We start from the raw sequence: 26,209 nt of genomic DNA, 5'->3' as shown, positions 1-26,209 counted from the left end.
TATGAAAACTTTTAAGCTACTACTCTTTTCCTGGTGCCTGATCCCTGTCTCTAATGCACAAAACAATTGCAATGTGCGCACGTTTATCACCAGTACTTCACTGGATCAATCCAGTTTCACGGTACTCACCTATCCCAATGATCTCCTGGATTCTTTACACTGGGATTTTGGAGACGGGGTAAGCGCACAGAACACCAATCCCGGAACCGGATCTGCATCCCATCAGTATGCCTCCCCCGGAAATTACACCGTCACACTCGAACAATGGGGAAAATCAAGTGGAGTTCCTTTTCACTGTGTTTATTCTTCCGTGAACGTAGTATATGACCATTTCACAGATTCTTTGTGCGGCGGGGATTTCCTGATGCATACCAACGGAAACGTCGTTACTTTCTCCAATACAAGCCTTATCCACTCGCCTTCTTTTAGCTCGCATCCATCTGAACCACTCTGGGATTTTGGAAACGGGACCAGCGGCACATTTATTAACCGGATTTACGATGTGAACTACAACCCGGGAACCTATACTGCATGTCTCTATTACAGCGGGTATTCATTCAACGACGGCGGTTACATGTATAATTGCTCCACCTGTAAAACATTTACCATCGGTACCAATGCGGTAGCAACTTACGGAACGGTTTCACTAGAGATTTTCCCGAATCCCGCCGCGGAAAAACTGACTATCCGCAGCGCTCAGGAAATTGATGCGGTTGAAGTATATTCTGTTCGGGGAGAAAAACAAGCAATCAATTGGGAAACAAACGGAGATCAATCGATCAGTATTTCCCTGCAGCAATTGGGAAGTGGTATGTATTATGTACAAACCAAAAGCAATGAATCAATCGGAAGAATCGCTTTTGTGAAGGAATAAAACGAACGTATTTACACGTCATGTTATTCAGCGGGTTGAGCAATCGACCCGCTTCTTTTATTCCCGGAAAATGCACGGAAAGACAATCGAATCCCGATTACTTTTTGCCCCAAAATATAGCCAATAAACATAAAAGCCATGGAACTCAATGGCAAGTAATTCCATCCTTTTCAAGCATCTAACAATTGCCTGGAGCAAATAATCCCTGTCGGGTACGTCAGCCAGCGGCTAAAGCAGCACCTGAATGCTCGTTACAAGGACAATCTTAATAGCTTCCCCACCAGCGGCGCAGGAACCATTCCGTTGTGAACAATGCGATAATCAGCGCAAAAATCCATTTCCAGTCAATCAATTCCTGGTAACCGGTATCTTCGTACTGAACAGTTGTAATATCGCCGCGTTTTTTGATCTCCCGGATCAACGCCTGGTATTGATCCAACGTTTTATAGGAACCATCCGACTGAACCGCTAATTGATTCAGGGTAGCGAAATTAGCCCGTGTGTCCTGGTCTTCCAATGAAATCTCATCCACCGCAAAGGAACCTGATTTCGAATATTTCTTCCCGTTATTATCAGCAATCACTTTCCAGTCATAGGTTCCGGAAGCAAGCTGCCCTACGTTTAACTGGTAGAAGTTTGCAGTTGGAGAAAATAACTGCTTAAAACTCTTCCCGCCGCGTTTCGTGATCGTCATTTCAACCGCAGGCGTAGTAATCAGTTCCATCGCTTCGTTATAGAATTCGGCTTTGAACACAATTTCTTCGATGGTATTGAAGCGTTTCGGCAACGTTACCCGCAATGGTTCACGGTTTTGTTTCACGGAAATGTATTGTGTTAGTTTCTGCACAAATTCTTCGAAGCCAACGCTGGTTTTCTTCTGCATGAATTCTTTCATCTTCCAGCGCCACAAACCTTCTCCCAATATAAAGCCGATTTTTGCTTTTTGCGTTTGAGCTACAGCGATCAATGGATCGTTCTTCGCAATGTTTCCAACTCGTTGGTTCAAAACCACGATGCTGTTGGACGGAAGTTTATAGGCTCCGAATTTGGTTCTGAGCGGTGTCAATACCGGGATCAAAGACGTAAAATCAGCTGAAAGTCCGAACGAGTTGAAACCGTTTGCCAAAGCCGGGTACACATCTTCATATTGACTTCCGTTCGGAGTTTTGATTGCCAAACCGTAATTCTGCATCAAACTGGTCGATACATTCGGCCCGAGGATCATCAAAACCGGGATTCCCTTCTCCTGGATTTGTTTGAACAAACCCGGATTCGGACGAAGCCCGTTTTCATACCACACCACAAAATCCGGAATTTTATTTCCCAGTGTATAATTGGTCATCAATTCGGAAGAAACCACCGCCTCCTGGTCGAGTTCAAAAACAGATTTCAAAGCCGCCACATCCGGATGCGGTGCACTTGCCAATAAGAGTACATTGCTTTTTGAATCCACAATCTCCACAAAACAACTCTGCTGGTTGTTTTCTTTGGTGAACTCACCTGTAACAGCCTGAACAGAAACGGTGAACCGGTGATATCCTTTGATTTTAGCCGGAACCGTAAACAAAAATTCTTTCTGATCCAGGTTTACATTGGTCACCTGTGCTTTCTGAGACTGGATCACTTTTCCGTCCTGTAAGAGGTTTACCTGGTAAGATCCCGTTGGAACGCGTTGAAAATCGACCAGGGTCTGAACCGGAAATTCGTTGTTCAAAAAGGCTACTTCGTTGGAGCTCACCGAACGCACCACAATATCCCGTTTCAAAGCCGTATCTCCTACTGCCAGTGCAAAAACAGGTGTCAGTTCAATACGCTCAGCTTCGTACATCGGATGCACTCCCTGGTTGTAGTTTCCGTCTGAAATCAACACAATGGCACCGATATTCCGGTTGAAAAAGCGGTCTTTAACGTGTTTGAATCCTGCCGCCAAATCCGTTGATTGATCATTCAAAACCAACTGATCCAAATCCCGGACGTTTGTTCCTACCGCGAGTTCGAGGTATTCATACTCTTCTCCCAAAGATTGCGGAAGTGCGGTTCTGAATCCTTCGATATTCTTTTTGACCTGGCCGCTGTCTTTGTAGTTCAACATGGAACCGGAAGAATCCACCAGGGTGATGATCAAAGGTTTTTCCGGACGGTACTTAATCGTTTCCCAAACCAATCCCAGCAAGAGCAATCCCAACAGGAAAAGTCCGAGGGTTCTGAAAGAAAACAAAACCCGCAGCTGCTTTACATTCCAGACAGACCGCTGATCGGTTCTGAAATAATAATAGAATGAAAATCCTGCAGCGAGTATTGAAATAGGAAGTAACCACCACAAAGAATGATCGGAAAAGTAATTCATGCGACTAAAATACGCTTTTTACTTTTTCACATTCGTTAAAGTGTATGAAATTCCTAAGCCTAATACCGATTTGAATTGTGTACGCGGCCCTGTTCGTCCTTTCGAATCCCGGATTTTGATATCATCATCATAAATCAGATTCCACTGCAGGGAAGCCTGGAACCACTTATTCACCTTAAAAGTGAAGATATTTTCAAAATTAACATCGATGTTTTGCGGATTATGCGCGTAATTGGTGAACAATTCCAATCGGGTCTTCATTTCGATATTCTTGAAGATTTCTTTCTGGAAACGCACCCGGAAGTAGGCCCCTATTTCATTGCGGAAACGCAAACCGTGTTTGATCAGGTTGCCATTATCATCCAGCACAGCAGCTGTTACGCCGAATGCTCCTGCATCTGCCAGGCGCTGATCTCTCACAAACGTCATTTTTGAAGCTACCGGAGACAAGTACACGCTGAAGTAATCTACCGGAGCATATTCGATACCAAGCGAAAAATTAGCATATCCAGGTGCCATAAACGTAGAAATCGGCACGGAATCATTCGGGAAGTTGTACCCGTTTAAAAACTGGGTTCTGAATCCACCGATAGCGGTTAAAAACCAATGTTTCTTAAATTCATATCCTACAGAAGTTGCCAGGTCAATCCGGTCATCCGTTTTCTGCAATCCCTGTTTCTTCCCGGCAGAATCGGTATAATACATTCCACCAAGTGCCAGTTTCACATCGTTGGCCCACTTAAAACGGCGTTTTTCGTAGGTTGCAGAGAAATCAATAAAACTCAGTACGGCAATATTATTCCGACCTCCTGCTGCCCAGTTCACAAAAGCGGTCTGAGAAGCAGACAACCCAAACAAACTGGTGTATGTCCAATATTTTTTCGGAAGCAGCGAATCGTGTGTTGCATCCAGTTTTTTCAGATCATTTCGCATCTTTTCGTACCCTTCCTGGGAAAAAACAGATGCACTTGCAAACAAAACAAGAACGAATAGTATGGCCTTTTTCATATGTGTGTGATTATTTTAATGAACACTGCAAATTTAGTTAAATTAACATTTTATAGGAACTATCTTCCTTTCAAATGTTGGAATCTAAAAAAAGCTAAAAATAAACAAAGAAAATTGAGTAAATTCGTGACCGAAATAATAATTGCTATGTCGAAAGAAGTTTACATTATAGCAGCGGTTCGTACTCCAATGGGAGCCTTTATGGGTGGCCTGTCATCGATCTCTGCTACTCAATTGGGAGCAACTGCTATCAAAGGCGCTCTGGATAAATCAGGAGTTAACCCAGCAGCTGTTGATGAAGTTTTTATGGGAAATGTACTCCAGGCTGGTGTTGGACAAGCTCCGGCTCGTCAGGCGGCTTTGGGGGCAGGTTTGCCAAATACTGTTCCTTGTACAACGGTGAATAAAGTATGTGCTTCCGGAATGAAAGCAATTATGCTCGGAGCTCAAACGATTCTTGCAGGTGACAACGAAATCGTTGTTGCAGGTGGAATGGAAAACATGAGTCAGACTCCGCACTACCTGGACGGAAGAAACGGCACGAAGTTCGGTAACATTTCTATGCTGGACGGAATTACAAAAGACGGTTTGCTGGATGTGTACAGTAAAGTTCCGATGGGAACTTGTGCTGAACTGACTGCAAAGAAATATGAATTCTCCCGTGAGGATCAAGATCAATTCGCTATTACTTCCTACAAACGTGCAGCTGCTGCATGGGAGGCAGGAAAATTCAAGGATGAAATTGTTGGTGTTTCTGTTCCTCAGCGTAAAGGAGATCCTATTTTGGTAGTAGAAGATGAAGAGTACAAAAACGTATTCCTGGATAAAATTCCGTCCTTGAAACCAGCTTTCGAAAAAGACGGAACAATTACAGCTGCAAACGCATCTACCTTGAATGACGGTGCTTCTGCCCTGATTCTTGCATCGAAAGAAGCGGTAGAAAAACACGGTTTGAAACCAATCGCGAAAATCGTTAGCTATGCAGATGCGGCTCATGAGCCTGAATTCTTTACAACTGCACCTTCCAAAGCAGTTCCTAAGGCATTGGCTAAAGCGGGATTGACTACAGACCAGGTTGATTTCTGGGAATTGAACCAGGCATTTTCGGTTGTTGGTTTGGCCAACACTAAATTACTGGGCTTAGATCCTGCAAAAGTGGACGTAAACGGTGGAGCTGTGGCTTTGGGTCACCCGCTTGGAAACTCCGGTTCCCGAATCATCGTTACCCTGATTCACGTATTGAAACAAAACGGTGGAAAAATCGGTGGCGCAGGAATCTGTAACGGAGGCGGTGGAGCCTCTGCGATGATTATCGAAAACATCTGATTTTAAACAAATAATTCGGAGCCATTCTGTCTTTTGATAGAATGGCTTTATTTTTGTATTTAACTTTCTGAGTATATTATCACTCTTTGTTAAAAAAAATAGTTACTACAAAAATTAAAACCGATGAAAACAACAGCTTTTATCCTCAGCACATTCCTCTACGGGGCTTTATCGCTCAGCATGATCCAGGTCGAAATTCCGGAAAACCAATACACCAGTTTAGAATCTTCTTCGACCATTCAAACCGGAGATGCACATGCTACATTTTTAGCACAAGCTCCCGGGGGTGAGCGACGAAGAGTCAGAAGACGCACACGCCGAAGAGTGAAAAGACGCGTAGAACGAAGAGAAAATGCAACCGGACAGTTTTATTTCCTTCCCGGAGCAAATAATACCTGGATGGCATAACAAAAACAATATCTACCAAATAAAAAAGCCGGGAGTTTTATTCCCGGCTTTTTTATTTGGTTTCTTATCTGATTACGGATTCAACCCTGTTCCTTGTGCCAGGTTATCCGCTACTGCAGTCGAAATAGCAGATTTCTCAAAACGCAATTTAGTCCCTTCAGAACTAATCAAAACAGTTGTATCAGTAATTTCCAGGATTTTTCCATGGATTCCACCGATTGTAACTACTTTGTCACCTTGTTTCAGGTTTTCACGAAAAGCTTTCAGTTCTTTTTGCTTCTTCTGCTGCGGGCGAATTAAAAAGAAATAAAACACCACCAGCATCAATACGAGCATTATAATTTGCATAACTCTCTATTTTTATTTAACTATTACTAAACTACTGGTTCAATGAGTTCAAAACAGTATAAAGTTCAATCACTTTGAACAATCAGACATTTTGAACATTTGAACCTTTTCTTACTTGATAATATTTGCCTCAATAACCACTTTCGTACTTGGAGGAGTCGTATTAGACAAAATGGTCACGCTTCTGGTTACAGGTCCTTCGGAAAACGATTCTGTTTTCACGTCTGCTTTTACATAGCCTTTTTCTCCCGGAAGAATCGGGTCTTTGCTCCAGTCTGCAACCGTACAAGAACATGATCCGGATACATCAGACATCACCAGCGGGTGGTCTCCCGTATTTTCAACCGTAAATTTTGCGTGGATTACTTCTCCTCTGGCAATTTTCCCAGCATTGAATACGCTTTGTATTTTCATGGTTGTTTTATATCCGACAACTTCTGAAGGAGAATCAGATCCACAAGCTGTTAACAGCGATAAGGCCATCCCGACTACCGGGGCCAAAAACATGATTTTTTTCATAACATTAATCCATTAAACCTCTTCCGAGTTTAGAAATTTTTCCATCTTTTACCAATCTATCAACGGCTTTATCCAGGATTCCGTTGATAAATCCATGACTTTTCGGAGTTGAATAGAATTTGGAAATCTCAATGTATTCGTTCAAAGTCACTTTCTTCGGAATATTTTTGAAGACCTGCAACTCTGTAACAGCCATTTTTAACAACAGGATATCCATTTTCGCAATACGCTCCAATTCCCAGTTGTCGGTCATTTCATCAATCAGCTTCAGGTTCTCAGAGTCCATCGAAATGGTTTTGCGCAAAAGCGTGCGCAAAAATTCCTGCTCGTCTTCTTTGTCCTTATACAACGGCATAGCGACAAACTTCTCACCTTCTTCCATTGCTTTGATGGATTTGATGACCATCTGGCACGCCAAATCGATATCATCCAGCCAATGAATGCTTTTTTCCTCGAAGAAATGGTAAACCAGCGGAGAGTTTGCAATCTCGGCCTTGAACAGGTTGATCATGAAGTTCTTGTCGTCCTCAAAACCAGTCAAACCATTGTTCATGTACGAGAAATACGTTTCGCTTTCTCTCATCTGGAGGAAGATTTTGCGGAACATTTCGCGGTGATCGTCACCAATCCAGTTCACAGATCGGTCTTCGGATGCTTCACGCAATGAATAACTGTCCTGCAGCAATTGAATCACCGCTGAATCCACAAATTTGCGGTTCGGATTCAGATCTTCCTCTTTCGGACGGATCTTCTTTTTGTTTTCTTCGATACGGTGTTCTGCAATTTCTTTCAGTTCCCCGAAAGTCAGCAATAAATACAAATACAAATCGTAAATGCGGTCTACCGCAAGCATCAATTCGTTCTCTGTTTTCTTTATACTCTCTTCATCTCCCTGGAAATAAGCATAAAGAGCTTGTAAAACCTTAATACGTAAATGTCTTCTGTTCAGCATTCGTAATGACTCTCCTATCTTTTATTAAAGTGGTAATTTAACTTTACCGATAGACTCAATACGCTCTTCCGCCATTTTGTTCGCGATCTGGTAAGTCGGAACTCCTTCTGCACTTGAACGGGAAACGATGTTTCCGATTGTGGTGTAAATGTCTTCCGCTTTTTTCATGGACCATTCCAGCGGCAGGTTTGCCACCTCTGAATAGCAATTGATCACACCACCTGCGTTCAAAGCAAAGTCAGGAGCGTAAATGATTCCTTTATCTTTCACCAATTGTCCGTGTACTTTTTCGTTTGCCAGCTGGTTGTTTGCAGCTCCGGCAATGATAGAACACTTCAAACGGTCAATGGTATTATCGTTAACAGTTGCACCCAAAGCACAAGGAGCGTAAATATCCATCGGTACGTCATAGATTTCATCCAGACCAACCACTTTCACTCCGTACTGGCTTGCAACGCGCTTCAAGGTTTCTTCGTGAATATCTGTTACAGTAACGTCAGCACCTTCTGAAACCAGGTGTTTTACCAGGTATTCTCCTACGTGACCAACACCTTGCACTGCCACTTTCTTTCCGGACAATGAATCAGAACCGAACTGCTGGCTTGCACACGCTTTCATTCCCATGTATACCCCGTAAGCTGTTACCGGAGACGGATCACCGCTTTTTCCGGGAAGACCAACTACATGTTTTGTTTCCATTGAAACCAGTACCATATCTGCAGGTGAAATACCCACATCTTCTGCTGTAATATATTTTCCAGCCAGGGAGTTCACAAACTTCCCGAAACGACGGAACAAAGCTTCTGATTTCATCGAACGGGAATCGCCGATGATTACTGCTTTTCCTCCACCTAAATTCAACCCGGAAATTGCATTCTTATATGTCATACCTCTTGACAGACGCAATACGTCGTTCAGAGCTTCCATTTCATTGTTATACATCCACATACGTGTTCCACCCAATGCAGGTCCGAGAACAGTATTATGCACAGCAATAATTGCTTTCAGGCCGGTATCAGTGTCGTTGCAAAACAACAACTGCTCGTGGCCATACATACTCATTTGAGAAATAACGGGGTTTTCAGCCAGATTTAAATCTTTGACTTCTTTTACTTCAAACATACGCGAGTTTTAATCTTTTATTTCAATGCGAATGGCTAATTTTGTATTTCGAACAAAATCGCAATAGCGCTCGCAAAAATAGGAAATTTATCGGATGAAGTCTCTAAGCTATTTAAACAAATATTTCTACAAATACCGCTGGCGTTTGCTCCTCGGGATTCTTTTCATTGTCATCAACAATTACTTCGGAGCAAAGATTCCCGTTATTATCGGTGAAACCACTGACATTCTGAAAGGAAACAAGGAAACGATTTTCAACGGGAAGACCTTGTTCTGGACGGCGCTCACCCTCGCCGGGATGATTATCCTTTTTAACATTATTAAGGGATTTTTCCTGTTCCTGACCCGGCAGACGATCATCGTGATGTCGCGCTACATTGAGTTCGACCTGAAAAACGAGATTTACGAGAAGTACCAGGAACTCGATTACAAATTCTATAAAAGTCAGTCTACAGGAGATTTAATGAACCGTATTTCCGAGGATGTTTCCCAGGTACGGCAATACCTCGGGCCGGGAATCATGTACACCGTAAACCTGATTGTACTCTTCCCTTTCAACTTATACCAGATGTTGAAGATCAATGCCGAATTGACTTTTTATGCGTTGGTTCCGCTTCCGGTGATGGCTGTTCTCATTTACCTGGTTTCAAGCCGCATGAACAAACTTAGCAAAGACGTACAGCAGGAACAATCCCGATTGAGTACACTCGGGCAGGAAACATTCTCCGGAATCCGCGTGATCAAGGCTTACATCCAGGAACGTCATGCCCGCGGGAATTTCGAAGAGAGTTCACAGGCTTACCTGAAGAAAACAATGCGTTTGGTTCGTACCAATGCGCTTTTCATGCCGACTATTTCCTTATTGATCGGGACAAGTACTTTGCTGAGCATTTATATCGGCGGTCTTTTCACGTACCAAGGCACAGTTACAACCGGAGAAATCCTGACAATTATCCTGATTATCTACAACCTCACCTGGCCGTTTGCGAGTGTGGGCTGGGTAACGAGTATTATTCAACGTGCAGCGGCCTCCCAGGAACGTATCAATGAATTCCTGAAAACGGAACCGGAAATCAAAAACACGACTGAACGACCTGTTGAAGCATTTGAAGAAATTCGTTTTGAAAACATGTCTTTCCGTTACAAACAAGACCTTCCGGATGTACTTTCCAATATCAATTTCACATTGAAACGCGGCGAATCGTTAGGAATCATCGGGAAAACCGGCTCCGGAAAATCGACGCTGCTCCAACTGATCGTACGCCAGCTGGATCCTTCTGCCGGAAAAGTGTTGTATAATAAGGAAGCATTGGCTTCAATCAACTTAGATGCATACCGGAAACAGATTTCGGTTGTTCCGCAAGATGTGTTCCTGTTCTCCGACACGATCAAAAACAACATTGCTTTCGGAGCATTGGATATGGAACATGTGTCCCTGGAAGAAATCCGTGATGCAGCTAAAAATGCGCACGTATTACACAACATTGAGGCTTTTCCTGAAAAATTTGAAACACTCCTGGGTGAACGCGGCGTGAATCTTTCCGGTGGACAAAAACAACGTGTGAGCATTGCACGTGCACTGATTCGCAAGCCCCAGATTTTGTTGTTAGACGATTGTTTATCGGCGGTAGACACCGAAACGGAAGAAATCATTTTACGCAATCTCAAGAAGCTGAACGTAGAAAATCAAACAACTTCCGTAATCGTGAGTCACCGGATTTCCAGTCTTCGCAACTCAGATTACATCCTGGTTCTGGATGACGGAAAAATCCTGGAGGAAGGTACACCGGAGGAATTACTCGGGCGCGACAGCCATTACCGGGAAATGTATGAAAAGCAATTGATCGAGGAAACGAACCTGGATATGTTGGAGGAATGACGAAGAAAACGAGAGGGGGAAAGAAAAATCGCATGAATCGCTGATTCCTGCCGGGCAAATAGACATCCCGCAATGGCGGGACAAGCTATGTCTATCCGTCTTTTAGTTCGATTTTTTCAGCCTATTTCTGTTGCTGATACCTCGTCTCTTTCTCCGGATGCAGTAACAGGTAATGCTCCAGCTTATCCTTGATGAATGTTACCAGTTCCATGTCCGATGCTGTTTTGAGGAAATCCTCGTCCATCGCCATAAAATGCACAAAATCCACAAAATCGTCCGAATCCAGTTTGATAATATCGTAAGATACGTAGAGACGCAGTAATTCCTGGACGATCTCCACTTTCTTATCCTCGTATTCTTTCTGCGCTACAATGGCTTTCGACTGCTCTCTTTTGGAAAAGCGCTGGTACAATGCCGTGATCGGACTTTGAAAGGCTTCAATTCCCGCAATGGTTCGCGTTTCACGCAGCGCCAGATCCGCACGCTCTTCTTTAATTTGCTGAATAGACTTCAATGGACGGATCACCACTTCTTCAATCTGGCGCGCTTTGCGTTCTACGGCAGCATATACATCAAAATGACAGGATGAATCTCCCACAACCCGGAAGCCATAGCGTTCGTATCCTTTTACCGACAAAATAATCGAGTCATTGTTTCCTACATAGACGCCGAAAGTTCCGTTAGGCTGACCAAAAACACCTTCACCTGTAGTTGTGTTCACCACCATCAGGTTCAAAAAAGCGTGCCTGTTTAAAGTATCTTCTACTTTTCCTTTTAGCCAGACTTTGTTGCAGGGCTTTTGTCCATAAGTCATACCAGACAAAAGCAATAAGATTGGAACAATCAGTTTCATGAAACGAAAATATGACTTTTTTTCAGGGTTTTAATTCCATTAACGATTATTTAGAATCCAACTTCCCTGGCTCTCCCGCGAATATCGCTGATTACACAGAAAGAAAATATTCAGTTTGTTCGAACTTTTTGAATGAGTATTCGCACTCATCTTTGCATCCTTTTCACCTTAGCGTTTGTATTTAAAACACCATACCATTATTATTGAACGCAAAGAAACAAAGAGCGCAAAGGAAAACAGACAGTATTCGTTTGTACAAATCTATTTACACCGCAACAAATGTGAATACAAATGTAAACTTCATTTATTCACTTTTGTAACTGTTAATTTTTCGAAAGAAATTGAATTTCCATAAGCACACCTCAAAAGTTCGTAAATTTGCAACATGAAAAGAGTAGTCGTAGGCTTATCAGGCGGAGTAGATTCCAGTGTCAGCGCATATTTGCTGCAACAGGAAGGTTATGAAGTAATCGGTCTTTTTATGCGCAACTGGCACGATGAAAGCGTAACACTCTCCAACGACTGTCCGTGGATTGACGACAGTAATGACGCGCTTTTAGTAGCCGAACACCTGGGAATTCCTTTCCAGGTATTGGATTTAAGTAAAGAATACAAGGAACGCATCGTAGATTATATGTTTGCGGAATACGAAGCAGGAAGAACTCCCAACCCGGATGTGCTTTGCAACAGGGAAATTAAATTCGACGTGTTTTTGAAGGCAGCACTTGATCTGGGTGCTGATTACGTGGCAACCGGTCATTACTGCCGGAAAACAACAACTGAAGACGGCGTTCACCACTTGCTGGCGGGATTGGATCCAAATAAGGATCAATCTTACTTCCTGTGCCAATTATCCCAGGAACAGCTCTCCAAAGCCCTCTTCCCGATCGGAAACCTTCAAAAGGCAGAAGTCAGAGCCATTGCGAAAGAAATCGGGCTGGTTACTGCAGATAAGAAAGACTCACAGGGATTGTGCTTTGTAGGGAAAATTTCCCTTCCGGAATTTCTTCAACAAAAACTTCAAGTTAAACACGGAAACATTGTGGAAATCAATGAAGATGAAGACCAATTCAAAGCATACGCTTCGATTCCGGTTGATTTGAACCACGTGGTAGAACTAAGTAAGGAATTCATCTACTCTCCGGGCATGGGAACGGAAGTGGAAAAACATATTGGTGCGCATTATTATACCATCGGACAACGAAAAGGGCTTCACATCGGCGGAAGACCAAATCCGTCATTTGTCATCGGGATTGATACAGAAACAAACACCGTGTATTCCGGACAGAAAGACGAGCACCCGGGATTAAACAAGTGGGCTTTGAAAATTGAAACAAGTGAAATGCACTGGGTGAACCCGTTGTATGAAATGAATATTGGCGACGAAAGAACGTTTTCGATCAGAATCCGTTACCGCCAGCCCTTGCAAAAAGGAATCCTTACACGGCTTGAAAGCGGTTTCTACATCTTATTTGATCAGAAACAACGCGGAATAGCTCCGGGACAGTTTGCAGCTCTTTATTTAAACGAAGAACTGGTCGGATCCGGAATCATTTCTCATTAGGAAGAAACACATCAAACGTGAAGTCTTCGTAGAGAACCAATGTTTTTACAATCTTCTTATCCGTCCGGTTCCGGGCGGATTTTTTTTGCTCCTGCACCCCTGAAACCACTTCCACTACCCTGTTTTCTCCCACCGAATCCAGCTCCGGAACATCTTTAACAGAAGAAGACTGCCGCCCCGTAAACAACCACTCAGCAGAAACACGCGGAAAAGCAAGCAAAAGCTTCTCCATGAAATCAAAACTCGGCTTATTCCTGCCACTCAGCACATGACTTACATTGGAGCGCTGCACGCCGATTTTATCAGCAAACGAACCCGCATTCAATTTGTGCGAATCCATTATCATTCTCAAACGATCCTTAACCTCCATAATTACAAATGTAATCTTTATAGTTTACATTTTAAAACCTATCAATATTCACATTTGTAACACAACTAAACACAAAAAAGGGCCGCCAGTAGGCAACCCTTTCCACTTTATCTATTTTTCCTCTCTTAATTTGAGCTATAGCCAAAGAAAAGCATGCTTTTTTTAACCTGGGGTAAATTCGGTCCAAATGTAACTAAGTCCATCAATTCAGCTACTTCAACAATTGTCAGATTACTATTCTTTCCCATAGCTTTGTGACGTGCCAGTTTATTTTTCGCCAGGCTTATTGCGTTATTTATCATCGTACTTTCCATATTATGTAAAACTTAAATGCGATTCAATTCTGATCCCGTTTACGCCACTATTCTATATTAGGTTACAAAATAAATTAAAAAAAATACTCAGTTACCCTGTTTTTATTAAATAACCAAGTCAATTAATCACCATCAAACAATTGAAAAACAATAAATTAAGTAATAAAAATAATTTTATCACATATGTACTAAAAAAAATGAAATTAATTGGAAATCAGCTCTTCATATGCATCTTGCACCTCTAAAAAACGTTGTGCATTTTCAGCCTGCTCCTCCTCTGAAAGATCCGGATTCCGATCCGGATGATACTTCTTCACCAGTGTACGGTACTGCTTTTTAATCGCTTCATCCGTAGCGTCTGAACTTAAATCCAGGATTGCCAGGGCAAATTTACGACGGGTTCCTCCATTCGCAATCTCATGCAACCTGGAATGATTGGCCTGTCCGAAAATCCGTTTACGAAACTCAATGACTTTATTTTCAATATATATCGAACGCACACCGATCAATTCACCTAAACGGATCAAAGCCGTGAATTCCCGGTCAATCATGTCGCCATCCACAAACACCAGGTCGACCAGAAAATCAATTAAATCAGCGCGCTCCTGTGTTTCTGTCATTTGCCGGACAATCCAGTTTGCAACACTTCTGACATGAATGGAGGTTTCGTTAACCAAACTTAATTCGTTTGCAATTTCAAGCGAATCAACCTTAAATTGTTGATTTAAATAAACAACTACAAATGATTGTTTTTCAAATGAATTCAATGAATTTTTACGCATCATCCAGGCAGCAAGTAATACATAAATCTGGAAGACCGTTTTTTCATTTTTCTTTCCGGCAGGAGGTTGAAAACTCCGTTTCAACACCAATTCAGAACTGATTTTACGTTCTTTCGTGTCTAATCGGTGCCTCCTGAGAAGAAGCGCTAAAAACAGGAACATTCCCACCCCCAATATCATCAGCAACACATTCATCAAGTCAACATTAATAAACCAGTTTCATAACCTTCAATGCAAGCCACTTACTGCAATAATTTGAGCAATTCTTCATAATACAACTGCAATTCCTGGAATTTCAGTTCGAATTCCTTCCGTTCTTCCGGAGTTGCATCCGGATGCCTGTCCGGGTGATACTCCTTCACTAATCTACGGTATTTTTCTCTCAGTAACTGCTCATCGATTGATTCCCGTTTTACTTCAAAATAAATCAAAGCTCTATCCTGGATGTCTTCGCTATAACTTTCCGCCTTCGGATTTGTTTTACGCCAGCGATTCTGCCGGTTTGCAAATTCCTGGTTAATGTTAGCAATCAGCTCAGCCCATTCCGGACGTGTCAGTTCAAAAGAATCGATGATCCGGAAAAGCTCTGCTTCTTCCCTGTGAGCAATCACTCCGTCCTGAGCCGCCATATGAATAAGAAAACGTACGGTGTTTCTGCGCTGATCCGCATCCTGAAAACGATTCAGCCAGCGCACAATCGACTCCGAATGGTAAACATCTTCATAAGCCATTTTAATCGATTCATGAAAAGAATCATTTTCAGGGTAAAGATAGACGATGTATTCCTTCAGATAGGCGCATTTTTCCCGGAAACAATCCGGGTGTGTTCTCAGGACATTCATACTCAATAAAATCAAGGCATCGACGTGATTGTACTGGTTGAATTTGGTCTTGAAGCGAAATTCCCGCTTGATCTTAGAGCACGTGTACCGGATCAGCCAGTAGGTCGGAACGGACATGATCATGGCAGTAATCGTAAAACCAATGATCATCTCGATCAGTTTCTGGCGCTCCATCTCGCGTTCGGCGAGCGCATATCCATCCAAATGTTCAACCGGAATTTCCAGTAAAAAAGACCAGATCATGTATTACTATTTAGGCATTAGCGGATAAATCAGGTGTTCCAATCCGTTCATTTTGATTTCATAAACCAATTCCAGTTGTTGCCCCAGCTTCCCCGGTGGGTAACCGTTTTGCTTAAACCAGACCAGGTAATTTTCAGGTAGGTGGATCAGGTATCTGTCCTTGTATTTTCCGAAGGGCATTTTGGTCCTTGCCAGTACAACCAATTGATGTTCATCCATAGGGTGAATTTAGCTCAAATTCGCCAGATTGAAGACATATTCCGTCCCCAAATCAGATGTTTTCAACTCAAATTCCCCTTCAAGTTGTTCCGACATTGCCTGGATAATCTCTGTTCCGAAAGATGCAACCGAATTTTCAGCCCAGGTTCCATTATCGCTGTAGTACAATTGAAAACGAACCGACTGAGCAGGTTCAAATTCTGTTAAGCGAATCACAATCTTCGGGTTTTCCTGCTGCGGAAAGGCGTGTTTCAAGGAATTCAGCAGGAGCTCGTTGATCAAAAGCGCCAGCGGAACGATGCTTTTCGACTTCATATCTGCTACTTCCACTTCAATTTCGAAATCGGGTTTCCGCTCAATGGAATAACTCAGCAGCAAACTGTTCACCAGAGAATTCAAATACTTTTCGAGGTCAAACTTCGACAAAGATCCAGACTGATACATTTTTTCGTGAATGATCGCCATCGCCGTCACCCGATCGATTGCTTCCTGGTAGAAATCATGGCTGTCCACATGCCCGCTATTGGCCTGTAACCGAAGTAAGCTCGTGATAATCTGAAGGTTGTTCTTCACCCGGTGGTGAATTTCGCGGAGCATTACCTCCATTTCGGAATTCTGCTTGGAAATGATCTTGTTCTGCTCGATCAGGATATCGTTGTTTTCCTGCAGTTCTTTTTCGGAATACCTGGTTGTGAGAATGTACAGATTCAACAAATAACCAATTGCAAATCCTACAATCGAATATTCGGTAATAAATGTCGCAATGTCATTCCCTGAAAAGGATTCTACACGTAAAATATTCGCTTCGTGAAAGTAAATCAGGTAATAGAACAACAACAGAAAGTGACAGACCAGCAGGGAAACACCCCATTTCTTCCCCAGAATAAAGAACGTAAACATGATGTTCACAACCATCCACATCGGAGTAAGGTAATGCGTTGCTTTCAGAAACAGGAAAGAACCCGAAATAATCCCGAACGATGCAATCGAACAGATTTTGGCAACCAGTTTGTAGTTTTTGGTGTAATTCAGGAAAACAAGTGCCAGCAAACACATGACTACAGCGCAGACATTAGGCGTAGCACTGAAATTTCTATTGGAAAAATTAACAATTGCCACGATCGACATGAGAATGACGAAAAAAATGCACAAGTGTTTCACCAACTTGTATTTAATCTTCTCATGAAAATCAATAAAGTCACGCTCGAGTTTAGCCATGCTATAAGTTATGACGGCAAATAAACACAAAATCCTGGTTTCCACATCTGAAATTCAAAAAAGAAGTCTCAGCACGCGTTAAATATTAACGATATTTCCCGATCAACCGTTGAAAAACGCACCAAAACCACTATTTCCAGGAACTAAATCCTTTTTGGAAATCTCAGGCTGGAATGCGTTTCAACACCTCCAGCAGGTAATCCCAGAATTTCTGAACAGATGAAATCTGCACACATTCGTCCGGCGAGTGTGCACCGCGAATATTTGGTCCGAATGAGATCATATCCATACCCGGGAAGTGTTTTCCAAGGATTCCACATTCCAATCCGGCGTGACATGCCTTGATATTCGGTTCCGCATTGAATTTTTCCCGGTACAGATCGGCCATGATGTTCAAAATCGCAGAATCCGCATTCGGTTCCCAGCCCGGGTACTCGCCATTTTGAACCACAGCAACTCCAACACTCTCAAATGCGGCACGAATCGTATTTGCCACATCCATTTTAGATGAATCAACAGAGCTTCGCTGTAAGGATTGTGTTGTAAATTTGCCGTCTCCGACCGTTACTTTCGCTAAACTGGAAGAAGCTTCCACCAATCCGGGGATAGAAGGACTCATCCGGAAAACACCGTTATGAACGGCATAAATCGAATTAACAATCCGCTCGAAATCAACATGTTTTACTACTCTACTTAAATCAGCAGTTTCAGATACTGTCCAACTTGCATCCTGCTCAATCGTATGAAACTCTGCTTTGATTTGCGCAATGATTTCTTCTGCCGCCTGGTGAAACTGTGTTTTTTCATCTTTCGAAATAGCAATCACAGCTGTGCTTTCACGTGGAATCGCATTTCGAAGACTTCCTCCGTCAAGAGAACACAAACGCACATCGACCACCGACATCACATGATGCAGGAAGCGGTTCATCCATTTATTGGCATTTCCTCTTCCCAGGTGGATATCCATCCCGGAGTGACCACCCAATAAACCGCGCAAACGAATCTCGATACACAAATAGTTATTCGGTAAATCTTCATAGGTAATTTCCGCTGTAGTATTGGTATCAATTCCACCGGCACATCCGATTGACAATTCGTCATCATCTTCCGTGTCGAGGTTCAGCAAAATGGTTCCGCTGATATTTGAAGCATCTACCTGCAAAGCTCCGGTCATCCCGGTTTCTTCGTCAATGGTAAACAAGGCTTCAATAGCCGGATGCGCAATATCAGTCGATTTCAGGATCGCCATAATGGTCGCCACCCCGATTCCGTTATCGGCTCCCAGGGTTGTTCCGTTTGCACGTACCCAATCACCGTCAACAATCATGTCAATTCCCTGTTCGTCAAAATCAAAGATCGTTTCGGAATTTTTCTGGTGAACCATATCCAAATGTGATTGCATCACAATGGTTTGCCGGTTTTCCATCCCGGCCGTTGCAGGCTTTTTAATCACCACATTACCAATATGATCCTGAATGGTTTCGAGACCTAATGATTTTCCGAATTCCATCATAAAAGCAATTACACGCTCTTCTTTCTTCGACGCTCTCGGCACTTCATTCAAATCTGCAAAGTGATTCCACAATGCATTTGGTTCTAAATTTCTTACCATCTTTTTAATTACAAATTATGAATGCCTAATTACAAATTAGACACTCTAAGTTTTATTTTAGATATCTGAATTCCTCATTCGTAACCTGGAATTTGGAATTAAACTAACTGTTTCGAATGTTTACAATCCTGTTGATATAGAGATCTTCTACTTTGGCTCTCGCCCACGGGGTTTTGCGCAAAAATTTCAGACTGGATTTCACGCTCGGTTCATGTATGAAGCAATTGATCGGAATCAGTTGTCCCAATCGTTCAAAACCGAATTCGTCCACCAGTTCAGTGACTATTCGCTCCAGTGTTATTCCGTGCAGAGGATCCATTTTTTCAAATTGAAAATTGAGAAGTATTTGTGTTTCCTCCCTTGAGGGAGGACTAAGGAGGGGGCAGAATTTACCATCCCCCTCGCTCCCCCTTCAAAGGGGGAAGAATTCCAATATCTCCTCTATATTTCTAAACCAGTTTACGATACTTAATTCGCTTCGGAGCAGCGTCTCCAAGACGCTTGCGTTTGTTTTCCTCGTATTCGGAGTAGGATCCTTCAAACCAAACGACCTGTGAATCTCCTTCGAATGCCAGGATATGTGTACAAATACGATCCAGGAACCAACGGTCGTGGGAAATCACTACCGCACATCCTGCAAAGCTTTCGATTCCCTCTTCCAGTGCACGCAGTGTGTTCACGTCGATGTCGTTCGTAGGCTCATCAAGCAACAATACGTTTGCTTCCGTCATCAGGGTCATCGCCAGGTGCAGACGGTTACGCTCTCCTCCGGAAAGGATTCCGACTTTCTTACTCTGGTCAGAACCTGCAAAATTGAATTTCGACAGGTAAGCACGTGCATTGAATTTCTGGTTCCCGATTTCGATGAATTCGTTTCCGCCTCCGATAACTTCAAATACTGTTTTTTCCGGAGAAATATCTTTGTGTGTTTGATCTACATAACCAATCTTCACCGTTTCACCGATTGAAAAGGTTCCTTTGTCCGGCTGCAGTTCATCCATGATCATTTTGAAGATCGTCGTTTTACCCGCACCGTTCGGCCCGATAATCCCGACAATTCCTGCCGGAGGAAGTTTGAAGTTCAAATCATCATACAGCAATTTGTCTCCGAATGCTTTCATGACGTGTTCCGCATCGATGACATTGTTTCCTAAACGCGGACCATTCGGAATCGGAATTTCCAATTTCACTTCTTTGTCTTTCATTTCCTCCGACATCATTTTGTCGTAGTTCTGAATACGGGCTTTGTTCTTCGCGTGACGTCCCTTAGGGTTCATACGTACCCACTCCAACTCACGCGCAAGCATTTTCTGGCGTTTGGATTCCGTTTTTTCTTCTTCTTTCAAACGGTTTCCTTTTTGTTCCAACCAGGAAGAGTAGTTTCCTTTCCACGGAATTCCTTCTCCACGGTCCAGCTCCAAAATCCATCCCGCAACATTATCCAGGAAGTAACGGTCGTGCGTTACAGCGATCACTGTTCCTTTGTATTGCTGTAAGTGCTGCTCCAACCAGTCGATTGACTCAGCATCGAGGTGGTTGGTAGGCTCATCGAGCAACAGGATATCCGGATTCTGCAACAACAAACGACACAAAGCCACCCGGCGTTTCTCCCCTCCGGAAAGTGTTTCAATCAACTGATCATCCGGCGGACAGCGCAAAGCGTCCATTGCACGATCCAGCTTGTTGTCCAGTTCCCATGCATCAACGGCATCGATTTTATCCTGAACCACTCCCTGACGCGCGATCAATTTATCCATTTTATCCGGATCATTCAAGACTTCTTCGTCCATGAAGGCAGCATTGATTTCTTCGTATTCTTTCAGAATATCAACGATTTCCTGAACACCTTCCATGACTACTTCCTTCACGGTTTTCTTCGGATCCAGTTCCGGCTCCTGTGGCAGGTAGCCCACAGAATATCCCGGCGAAAAAACCACGTCTCCCTGATACGATTTATCGAGTCCGGCAATGATTTTCATCACGGTCGATTTACCGGAACCGTTCAAACCGATAATCCCGATTTTCGCACCGTAAAAAAACGACAGGTAAATATTTTTAATGATTTGTTTTCCCTGTGGAGTCACTTTGGAAACTCCAACCATCGAGAATATGATCTTTTTATCGTCTGACATGCTTCATTTTTTATGAAAAACAAAGATAACATTCCGTTAGTAAAATTGATCTAAAAGGATCTGCATAAAACAAAAAAGGTTCCGGAATTCCGGAACCTTTTTGAAATAGTTATCATTGTTCGATCAAATCGCTCTGTTTTTACCAGAAACGGCACGAAATGAATCAGCATCAAAGACTGATTGAGGTCATTAATCCAGTAAATCCGCGTTATCGGATAGTCGTACTCCGCTGCTTGTTTTCGGAAGTGAACGCAGCTTGTTTTTCATTTCAGCTGATTTTACCCAGTAAATGATGAAAATCACCAAACTTCCCAATCCGACTACTCCTTTGATCGCCTGAACAGGAACCAAACCAACTACTCCCAGGATCGCCATAGCCATCCCCAGGTTCTTCAGGTAGTCTCCTTCCTGAGGTGCATTCCGGTATTCAAATTCTCTTCTGAGCGTCTCCGAAATTTTCGGATACATGATAAATGCATAAACAATGTTGAACAATGGAATAAACATCAGCCACACATTCACCGGCGGCATCTGCTGATTTACAGGATCACATTCATTCAACAAGTCCTGCAGGTTTTTTAAATAGAATACGGCGATTACGATTCCTATTGCAAGAGCAACAAGTAAAATAATCATGAACATGGCAAGGGCTGCTCCAAACATAAGTAGTTACTTTAAAAATTCATTTGTGAAAATAAAAATAAAACTCAGTTGATTCTCATTTTCACGATATTTTATTGATTTACAAATGAATTACAGCTGTTTCCCCTGCCACGTCAACTAAATCATCTTAAAAATCCAGTTCCCGATCATCAGTATGCCGACTATCGAAACCGAGACCACAATGCCTTTGGCCGGAAACTTTTGGGGATTGATGAGATGCAAACCAGCGTAAAGTACCAGGAAGATCAACGGTAGCAAGGCCGGGAACAGATACAGGCTCTCAGTCAGATTCCCATGAATCAACTGATCAAAGGAGCGCTGCATTCCACATCCCGGACAATCCAGCCCCGTAGTCCGTTTCCAGGCACAATCCAACATCGTATTGAAAAGACGAGCGAACGATTAAAATCTGGAGAATCCTCCTGCTCCTGCTACACTTGCCAAAAAGCTAAATACAATGATCAAATAGATCAACATCAAAGCAGAAAGGGACAATCCTACGATTCCACAAACAAATCCTGCTTTTGAAGTTTTGAATGATTGTTCGTATTTCTCCCTGTTGGAAAAATAGATCTTTTTATCCTTCTGGTGCAAGACCAACGCAATGATTCCACAAATAAGTCCCGGCAATGCATACAACCAGCATGTGGCAATTGAAATAATTCCCAAAACCAGACAAGCAGTAGCGTTTGGAACAGCTGCGGGTGAATTGTTGGAATTCCCAACGTCTAAAACATCTAAATCAGACATAAATAAGTAGGTATTAAATTTTAAAGAAGACAAAAATGCACAAATTATTTCAATGAATAATCCCTATTTACTCAATTGTGCATTGGATTACCGGTAAATCCGCGTGATTTCGAATCTATGGTTTCCGGTGAAGGCTAAAAATCAGTAGAAACGGGCTTTCGCGACAATTTGCCCATTTCAATAGCATACATCACGATAAACGCCATCGGAAACAGGTTGGCAAGAATGCCGAAAAACATACCGCCACCCCAGGATTTGGTTAAAGCCAGCATCGTGTAGACAGAATAAATAACCGGTGGAATTTCTCCCAGGCAGTAAATCCAGAATCCCCAGCGCTTCAAACGGAACATGAAAAGTGCTCCGAGCGAACACAGGATCGGGCCAAGGGTTCCCAGGATAAAGTACCAGTAGGTGGTAGCAAAAGAACCGTCCTGGAACACCCTGGTAATCGCAGAAGCCGTAAAAGAAGTTATGAGCATCATTACAAAGGAGTAAAGTGATCCTACCCATGTGAGGATGCAGATAACCAATAAAAGGATCGACCGTTTGTTACTCAGCTGAATCTCCAGGCTGTCTACGGATTCTTCTGTTTTCCAGTTTTCCATTGCGCGATTTAGATTTTACCAGAACCGAAAGTATAAAAAAATCCCCGGCAAAAAAACCGGGGATTTAAACAATATCGTTTAAAATGCAAATTACATTTTATCCAATTCTTTTTGCATTTCTTTCTGCAAAGCATCTTTCATTTGATCTGACATATCACCAGATGCTGCTGCTGCTGCTCCCAAACCTAAAGTCAGGATCAAAGAGTATACAGTTGCAACGATCCCTACGACCATACCTGCAATACCAATACCTCTTTTACCACCTGTTTTCTTCAATTTGGACATTCCCATTACAGAAAGAATAATACTTACGATACACATTACCAACCATAAGTACATGATCCAAGGGCTACCTCCTAAAACGATAGCAGCTGCAGCGATAACTGCAATCCATGAACAAAGAACCAAACCTACTACGGCAAGAACGAATCCTGTAATTGCCATTCCTTTTCCTTGTGGCTTAGCTGCAGATGTTGCGTCTAAATTTTCTGACATAATTATATAAATTTTGAGTTACACGGCGAAAATAATATCTTTATTTCTAGATTGAGCCATTTTGTTAAAAAAAGTGAATATTTTTTTATCCAATAATTTTAGTTGATAAACTCGCGCAGCTCAGATACATCGGGGTTTCCAAAGTTTTGAACGATAGAAAAACAAGTCCCAAAATTTTGATATCCGCGCGTTTGTTAACAATATTCGCGGTCAAACAATGTGATTAAAAAGTAGTGAAATAACTTAATTTGTTAATTATTAGACAAAGTCATGCGCAAAATAACTTTTCTCTTCGCCCTTCTGGTACTAATTGGATCTAACTCATGCAAAAAGAAGGACTTAAGCTACCAAATCAAAGGAACGGTTTACGATTATTCATTAAGTGCACCGCTTTCAGGAGCACAAGTTGTTATTAAAGCGACTTCGACAACCAACTCAACCGGAACCACACTCGCAACCCTCACAACCGATGCCAGCGGGAATTACAGCTATGAATTGAAACGGGAAAAATACCAAAGTATTATTATATCTATTACGAAAGACAATTACTTTTCCGACGGTGCAACCGCTACGCTGGAAGATTTATCGCTCGATGATGACAATGCTTTCAACTTCGGGATGTATGCAAAATCATGGGTGAAACTGCATTTTGTGAGCGATGGAACCAAAATCATTAAGTATTTCAAGCAAGTTGGAAAAAACGGCTGTACGGAATGTTGTCCGACCGGTGAAATCCAGCTCCAGTATGCAACCGATGAATCTGTTTACTGTATCAACAACGGGAACAGCACCTACCAGATTTATTATGATGTGCAGGGAACAACCAATAACGGTACACTGCAAGTGACTACTGTTCCTTTCGACACCACGGAGTTACTGATTAACTATTAATGCATGCTTGATACACCCGGCAGAATTCATCCGGGTCAGCAAAAAGGGATAAAAGCAAAAATCTGTCTGCATGTTTACGATATTGCGAACATACAGACAGATTCTTTATTTCTTGAGAAGTATCTCTGACTATTAATTGGAGCCCGCTTCTCTTTCTTTCTCTTCGGCTTCCATTTCCATCTCGTCAAATTTCATCCGGATTTCCTGGCGTAACTGACGGTTATACGTTTCCATCAGGTATTTGAAGTAATTCGGAGTACTTTTCGCGATACATTTCGTGTACGCTTTCAAACGGTGCTCGATGTGATCCTGCAACGCGTCCACAATCTGAATGGCATCATCCAGGTCTTTGGTTTTACGCACGATTCCTTCGCAGTGATTCGTCAGTGACAGATCAACCGCCAGTTTCCCCTTCTCACCTTTATCCAGGCAATCATAGTACACGTCGCGGATACTGAAGCTTTCCAAAAAGCTCGTATCAACCAACTGCTCCATGTGGCGCGGAAATTCGAATTCAACTTCAAACTCCAGATCATCATCTTCGCTCAGGCGCGATTCCAGGAAACGATCCGGGAAACGGAAAGCATCCTGCCAGTTGATGTAATCCTGCCACAGTCCGAAACGACGCACGTTATTTCCTAAATCAATCAGCTTGAAGTTTGATTTATTCGGCAAACGGCGCGATCCGCGACCGATCATCTGGTGATACAATGTCAATGAGCGGGTTGCACGATTCAAAATGATTGTTTCTACCGTCGGTTCATCGAAACCGGTAGTCAAAATCCCTACGGAAGTTAAGATTGCATCTTTGGTTGTTTTGAACCAATGCAAGACGTCTTTCCGGTCTTTATCAGAGAAGGTGGAATCCAGGTGACGGATTTTATACCCTCTCTTTTTAAAGGTCTCTTCTACCCGGAGCGATGTTTCGATACCGGAGTTAAAAATCAATGTTTTATCACCTACAGCGACTTCCTCGTATGCAAAAAGTAATTTTTCCTGCATGAAATAGTTTCCGTAAACCGTTTCGGAAGAGCTGACCGTAAAGTCGCCGTTTGTTCCGATTTTCAGTCCGTGGAGATTCACATCGTATGTAAATGTTTCTGCGTCAGAAAGATACCCGCTCTGAATCAGCGATGAGATGCTCTCTCCTACCAGGAGTTTATTGTAATGATCATTCAGCGGCAAAGCCTTGTTGGAGCTCAGCGGTGTTGCTGTAACCCCCAGGATATGCGCCCCGGAATAATACTGGAAAATCTTTCTGAAACTATTGTAGTGCGCTTCATCGACAATGACCAATCCTACACCGTCGACAAAATTTTCATTTTCCTGCAAACGGTTATTCAACGTTTCTACCATCGCGATATAACACGGATAGTGATCCTCATCAATCAGATTCTTCACATCACTGGAAATTACCTTACTGGGAATGCCAATTGCATTTAACTGCTTGGAAGTTTGAACCGAAAGCTCAATGCGGTGCGTCAGGATCAATACTTTCTTCTGATAGCGGTCAATGTAACTTTTAGCAACTTCGGAGAATATAACCGTTTTCCCACCTCCGGTAGGTAATTGGAATAGTAAGTTAAAATCAGATCCGTTCTTATCTAATTCGTCTATAATTGCTTTGACAGTTTTTTCCTGAAACGGATATAATTTTTTTGCCTGAAACAGCTCTTCGTCGATCATTTGTTAAAAAAAGGGGTTACAAAAGTACGCTTCTTTTAAGGATTTCCCAACAGTACCCTTAAATATTCTCATAATTTTATTTAAATGGTACTTTTTTATGCTTTTGTTGAAATCCACATGTTTCTGTAACTCGTTTTTAAGTCAATTAGTATGTCATACACTAAAATCAGTAGTGAAAACGTTTCAA

Annotated in this window: 28 protein-coding genes; 6 read left to right on the top strand and 22 right to left on the bottom strand. The window is 42.5% G+C overall.

Annotation, left to right across the window (positions count from 1 at the left end; translation table 11 throughout):
• The first annotated feature begins 1 nt into the window (after position 1).
• Entirely contained in the window at positions 2 to 874 is an 873-nt protein-coding gene (locus ABDV94_RS03275) for a T9SS type A sorting domain-containing protein (RefSeq protein WP_343604726.1), read from the top strand.
• Positions 875 to 1,139: 265 nt separating this feature from the next.
• Here the strand turns inward: ABDV94_RS03275 and ABDV94_RS03270 are convergent, their stop codons facing one another.
• Complete coding sequence (locus ABDV94_RS03270) at positions 1,140 to 3,221, bottom strand: vWA domain-containing protein (RefSeq protein ID WP_343604724.1); 2,082 nt, start codon at positions 3,219 to 3,221, stop codon at positions 1,140 to 1,142.
• Between the two features lie 18 nt (positions 3,222 to 3,239).
• The gene (locus tag ABDV94_RS03265; RefSeq protein ID WP_343604722.1) at positions 3,240 to 4,229 is read right to left on the bottom strand and encodes a DUF3078 domain-containing protein; all 990 of its coding nucleotides are present in this window, start codon (positions 4,227 to 4,229) and stop codon (positions 3,240 to 3,242) included.
• A gap of 147 nt (positions 4,230 to 4,376) precedes the next feature.
• On the opposite strand from ABDV94_RS03265, the gene ABDV94_RS03260 reads away from it, so the two are divergent.
• Together ABDV94_RS03260 and ABDV94_RS03255 are read left to right on the top strand one after the other, a co-directional pair.
• Positions 4,377 to 5,555, top strand: coding sequence for an acetyl-CoA C-acyltransferase (locus tag ABDV94_RS03260; protein ID WP_343604720.1), 1,179 nt, complete (start codon positions 4,377 to 4,379; stop codon positions 5,553 to 5,555).
• Positions 5,556 to 5,678: 123 nt separating this feature from the next.
• Entirely contained in the window at positions 5,679 to 5,963 is a 285-nt protein-coding gene (locus ABDV94_RS03255; RefSeq protein ID WP_343604718.1) for a hypothetical protein, read from the top strand.
• Between the two features lie 72 nt (positions 5,964 to 6,035).
• On the opposite strand, the gene yajC is transcribed toward ABDV94_RS03255, so the two are convergent.
• The 4 genes from yajC to ABDV94_RS03235 form a co-directional block, all read right to left on the bottom strand.
• A complete protein-coding gene (gene yajC, locus ABDV94_RS03250) occupies positions 6,036 to 6,311 on the bottom strand; it encodes a preprotein translocase subunit YajC (RefSeq protein ID WP_343604716.1) in 276 nt (91 codons plus the stop codon).
• Between the two features lie 111 nt (positions 6,312 to 6,422).
• Positions 6,423 to 6,830 carry a DUF1573 domain-containing protein gene (locus ABDV94_RS03245; RefSeq protein WP_343604715.1) on the bottom strand — a complete coding sequence of 136 codons (408 nt, stop codon included), beginning with the start codon at positions 6,828 to 6,830 and terminating at the stop codon, positions 6,423 to 6,425.
• Positions 6,831 to 6,834: 4 nt separating this feature from the next.
• On the bottom strand, positions 6,835 to 7,782 hold the full coding sequence (nusB, locus tag ABDV94_RS03240; RefSeq protein ID WP_343604713.1) for a transcription antitermination factor NusB: 948 nt from the start codon (positions 7,780 to 7,782) through the stop codon (positions 6,835 to 6,837).
• Positions 7,783 to 7,806: 24 nt separating this feature from the next.
• Complete coding sequence (locus tag ABDV94_RS03235) at positions 7,807 to 8,904, bottom strand: Glu/Leu/Phe/Val dehydrogenase dimerization domain-containing protein (RefSeq protein WP_343604711.1); 1,098 nt, start codon at positions 8,902 to 8,904, stop codon at positions 7,807 to 7,809.
• A gap of 94 nt (positions 8,905 to 8,998) precedes the next feature.
• Here ABDV94_RS03235 and ABDV94_RS03230 point away from each other — a divergent pair, with 94 nt between their 5' ends.
• A complete protein-coding gene (locus ABDV94_RS03230; protein WP_343604709.1) occupies positions 8,999 to 10,783 on the top strand; it encodes an ABC transporter ATP-binding protein in 1,785 nt (594 codons plus the stop codon).
• A 121-nt stretch (positions 10,784 to 10,904) separates the two neighbouring features.
• On the opposite strand, the gene ABDV94_RS03225 is transcribed toward ABDV94_RS03230, so the two are convergent.
• The gene (locus ABDV94_RS03225) at positions 10,905 to 11,636 is read right to left on the bottom strand and encodes a hypothetical protein (RefSeq protein WP_343604707.1); all 732 of its coding nucleotides are present in this window, start codon (positions 11,634 to 11,636) and stop codon (positions 10,905 to 10,907) included.
• 385 nt (positions 11,637 to 12,021) lie between these two features.
• On the opposite strand from ABDV94_RS03225, the gene mnmA reads away from it, so the two are divergent.
• A complete protein-coding gene (mnmA, locus tag ABDV94_RS03220) occupies positions 12,022 to 13,200 on the top strand; it encodes a tRNA 2-thiouridine(34) synthase MnmA (protein WP_343604706.1) in 1,179 nt (392 codons plus the stop codon).
• On the opposite strand, the gene ABDV94_RS03215 is transcribed toward mnmA, so the two are convergent.
• The 14 genes from ABDV94_RS03215 to ABDV94_RS03150 all read right to left on the bottom strand — a co-directional run bounded on the left by ABDV94_RS03215 (position 13,187) and on the right by ABDV94_RS03150 (position 23,445).
• On the bottom strand, positions 13,187 to 13,570 hold the full coding sequence (locus ABDV94_RS03215; RefSeq protein ID WP_343604704.1) for a helix-turn-helix transcriptional regulator: 384 nt from the start codon (positions 13,568 to 13,570) through the stop codon (positions 13,187 to 13,189). The two genes, mnmA and ABDV94_RS03215, sit on opposite strands and share 14 nt — an antisense overlap.
• A 125-nt stretch (positions 13,571 to 13,695) precedes the next feature.
• The gene (locus tag ABDV94_RS03210; protein ID WP_343604703.1) at positions 13,696 to 13,884 is read right to left on the bottom strand and encodes a hypothetical protein; all 189 of its coding nucleotides are present in this window, start codon (positions 13,882 to 13,884) and stop codon (positions 13,696 to 13,698) included.
• 203 nt (positions 13,885 to 14,087) lie between these two features.
• Positions 14,088 to 14,861 (bottom strand): DnaJ domain-containing protein, encoded by a 774-nt coding sequence (locus ABDV94_RS03205; protein WP_343604702.1) that lies wholly within the window; start codon positions 14,859 to 14,861, stop codon positions 14,088 to 14,090.
• A gap of 47 nt (positions 14,862 to 14,908) precedes the next feature.
• Positions 14,909 to 15,751 carry a DnaJ domain-containing protein gene (locus ABDV94_RS03200; protein ID WP_343604701.1) on the bottom strand — a complete coding sequence of 281 codons (843 nt, stop codon included), beginning with the start codon at positions 15,749 to 15,751 and terminating at the stop codon, positions 14,909 to 14,911.
• A gap of 6 nt (positions 15,752 to 15,757) precedes the next feature.
• A complete protein-coding gene (locus ABDV94_RS03195; protein WP_343604699.1) occupies positions 15,758 to 15,970 on the bottom strand; it encodes a DUF3820 family protein in 213 nt (70 codons plus the stop codon).
• Between the two features lie 9 nt (positions 15,971 to 15,979).
• Complete coding sequence (locus tag ABDV94_RS03190; RefSeq protein ID WP_343604697.1) at positions 15,980 to 17,188, bottom strand: sensor histidine kinase; 1,209 nt, start codon at positions 17,186 to 17,188, stop codon at positions 15,980 to 15,982.
• Between the two features lie 163 nt (positions 17,189 to 17,351).
• Positions 17,352 to 18,809, bottom strand: a complete 1,458-nt coding sequence (locus ABDV94_RS03185; protein WP_343605349.1) for an aminoacyl-histidine dipeptidase — start codon at positions 18,807 to 18,809, stop codon at positions 17,352 to 17,354.
• Between the two features lie 94 nt (positions 18,810 to 18,903).
• Complete coding sequence (locus ABDV94_RS03180) at positions 18,904 to 19,119, bottom strand: VF530 family protein (RefSeq protein ID WP_343604695.1); 216 nt, start codon at positions 19,117 to 19,119, stop codon at positions 18,904 to 18,906.
• Between the two features lie 130 nt (positions 19,120 to 19,249).
• Positions 19,250 to 20,932 carry an energy-dependent translational throttle protein EttA gene (ettA, locus tag ABDV94_RS03175; RefSeq protein ID WP_343604694.1) on the bottom strand — a complete coding sequence of 561 codons (1,683 nt, stop codon included), beginning with the start codon at positions 20,930 to 20,932 and terminating at the stop codon, positions 19,250 to 19,252.
• A 189-nt stretch (positions 20,933 to 21,121) separates the two neighbouring features.
• Positions 21,122 to 21,595 carry a hypothetical protein gene (locus tag ABDV94_RS03170; protein WP_343604693.1) on the bottom strand — a complete coding sequence of 158 codons (474 nt, stop codon included), beginning with the start codon at positions 21,593 to 21,595 and terminating at the stop codon, positions 21,122 to 21,124.
• Between the two features lie 117 nt (positions 21,596 to 21,712).
• A complete protein-coding gene (locus tag ABDV94_RS03165; RefSeq protein WP_343604691.1) occupies positions 21,713 to 21,973 on the bottom strand; it encodes a DUF2752 domain-containing protein in 261 nt (86 codons plus the stop codon).
• Positions 21,974 to 21,997: 24 nt separating this feature from the next.
• The gene (locus tag ABDV94_RS03160) at positions 21,998 to 22,345 is read right to left on the bottom strand and encodes a CCC motif membrane protein (protein WP_343604690.1); all 348 of its coding nucleotides are present in this window, start codon (positions 22,343 to 22,345) and stop codon (positions 21,998 to 22,000) included.
• Positions 22,346 to 22,479: 134 nt separating this feature from the next.
• Positions 22,480 to 22,950 (bottom strand): hypothetical protein, encoded by a 471-nt coding sequence (locus ABDV94_RS03155; RefSeq protein ID WP_343604688.1) that lies wholly within the window; start codon positions 22,948 to 22,950, stop codon positions 22,480 to 22,482.
• Between the two features lie 90 nt (positions 22,951 to 23,040).
• Positions 23,041 to 23,445 carry a hypothetical protein gene (locus ABDV94_RS03150; protein ID WP_343604686.1) on the bottom strand — a complete coding sequence of 135 codons (405 nt, stop codon included), beginning with the start codon at positions 23,443 to 23,445 and terminating at the stop codon, positions 23,041 to 23,043.
• A 270-nt stretch (positions 23,446 to 23,715) separates the two neighbouring features.
• On the opposite strand from ABDV94_RS03150, the gene ABDV94_RS03145 reads away from it, so the two are divergent.
• The gene (locus tag ABDV94_RS03145; RefSeq protein WP_343604684.1) at positions 23,716 to 24,336 is read left to right on the top strand and encodes a hypothetical protein; all 621 of its coding nucleotides are present in this window, start codon (positions 23,716 to 23,718) and stop codon (positions 24,334 to 24,336) included.
• 132 nt (positions 24,337 to 24,468) lie between these two features.
• Here the strand turns inward: ABDV94_RS03145 and ABDV94_RS03140 are convergent, their stop codons facing one another.
• The gene (locus tag ABDV94_RS03140) at positions 24,469 to 26,022 is read right to left on the bottom strand and encodes a DEAD/DEAH box helicase (RefSeq protein ID WP_343604682.1); all 1,554 of its coding nucleotides are present in this window, start codon (positions 26,020 to 26,022) and stop codon (positions 24,469 to 24,471) included.
• Positions 26,023 to 26,209: the final 187 nt, after the last annotated feature.

Source organism: Fluviicola sp. (assembly GCF_039596355.1).
GTDB lineage: Bacteria > Bacteroidota > Bacteroidia > Flavobacteriales_D > Crocinitomicaceae > Fluviicola.
The sequence above is the reverse complement of the archived record's forward strand: the minus strand, read 5'-3'. Positions and strand labels throughout refer to the sequence as shown.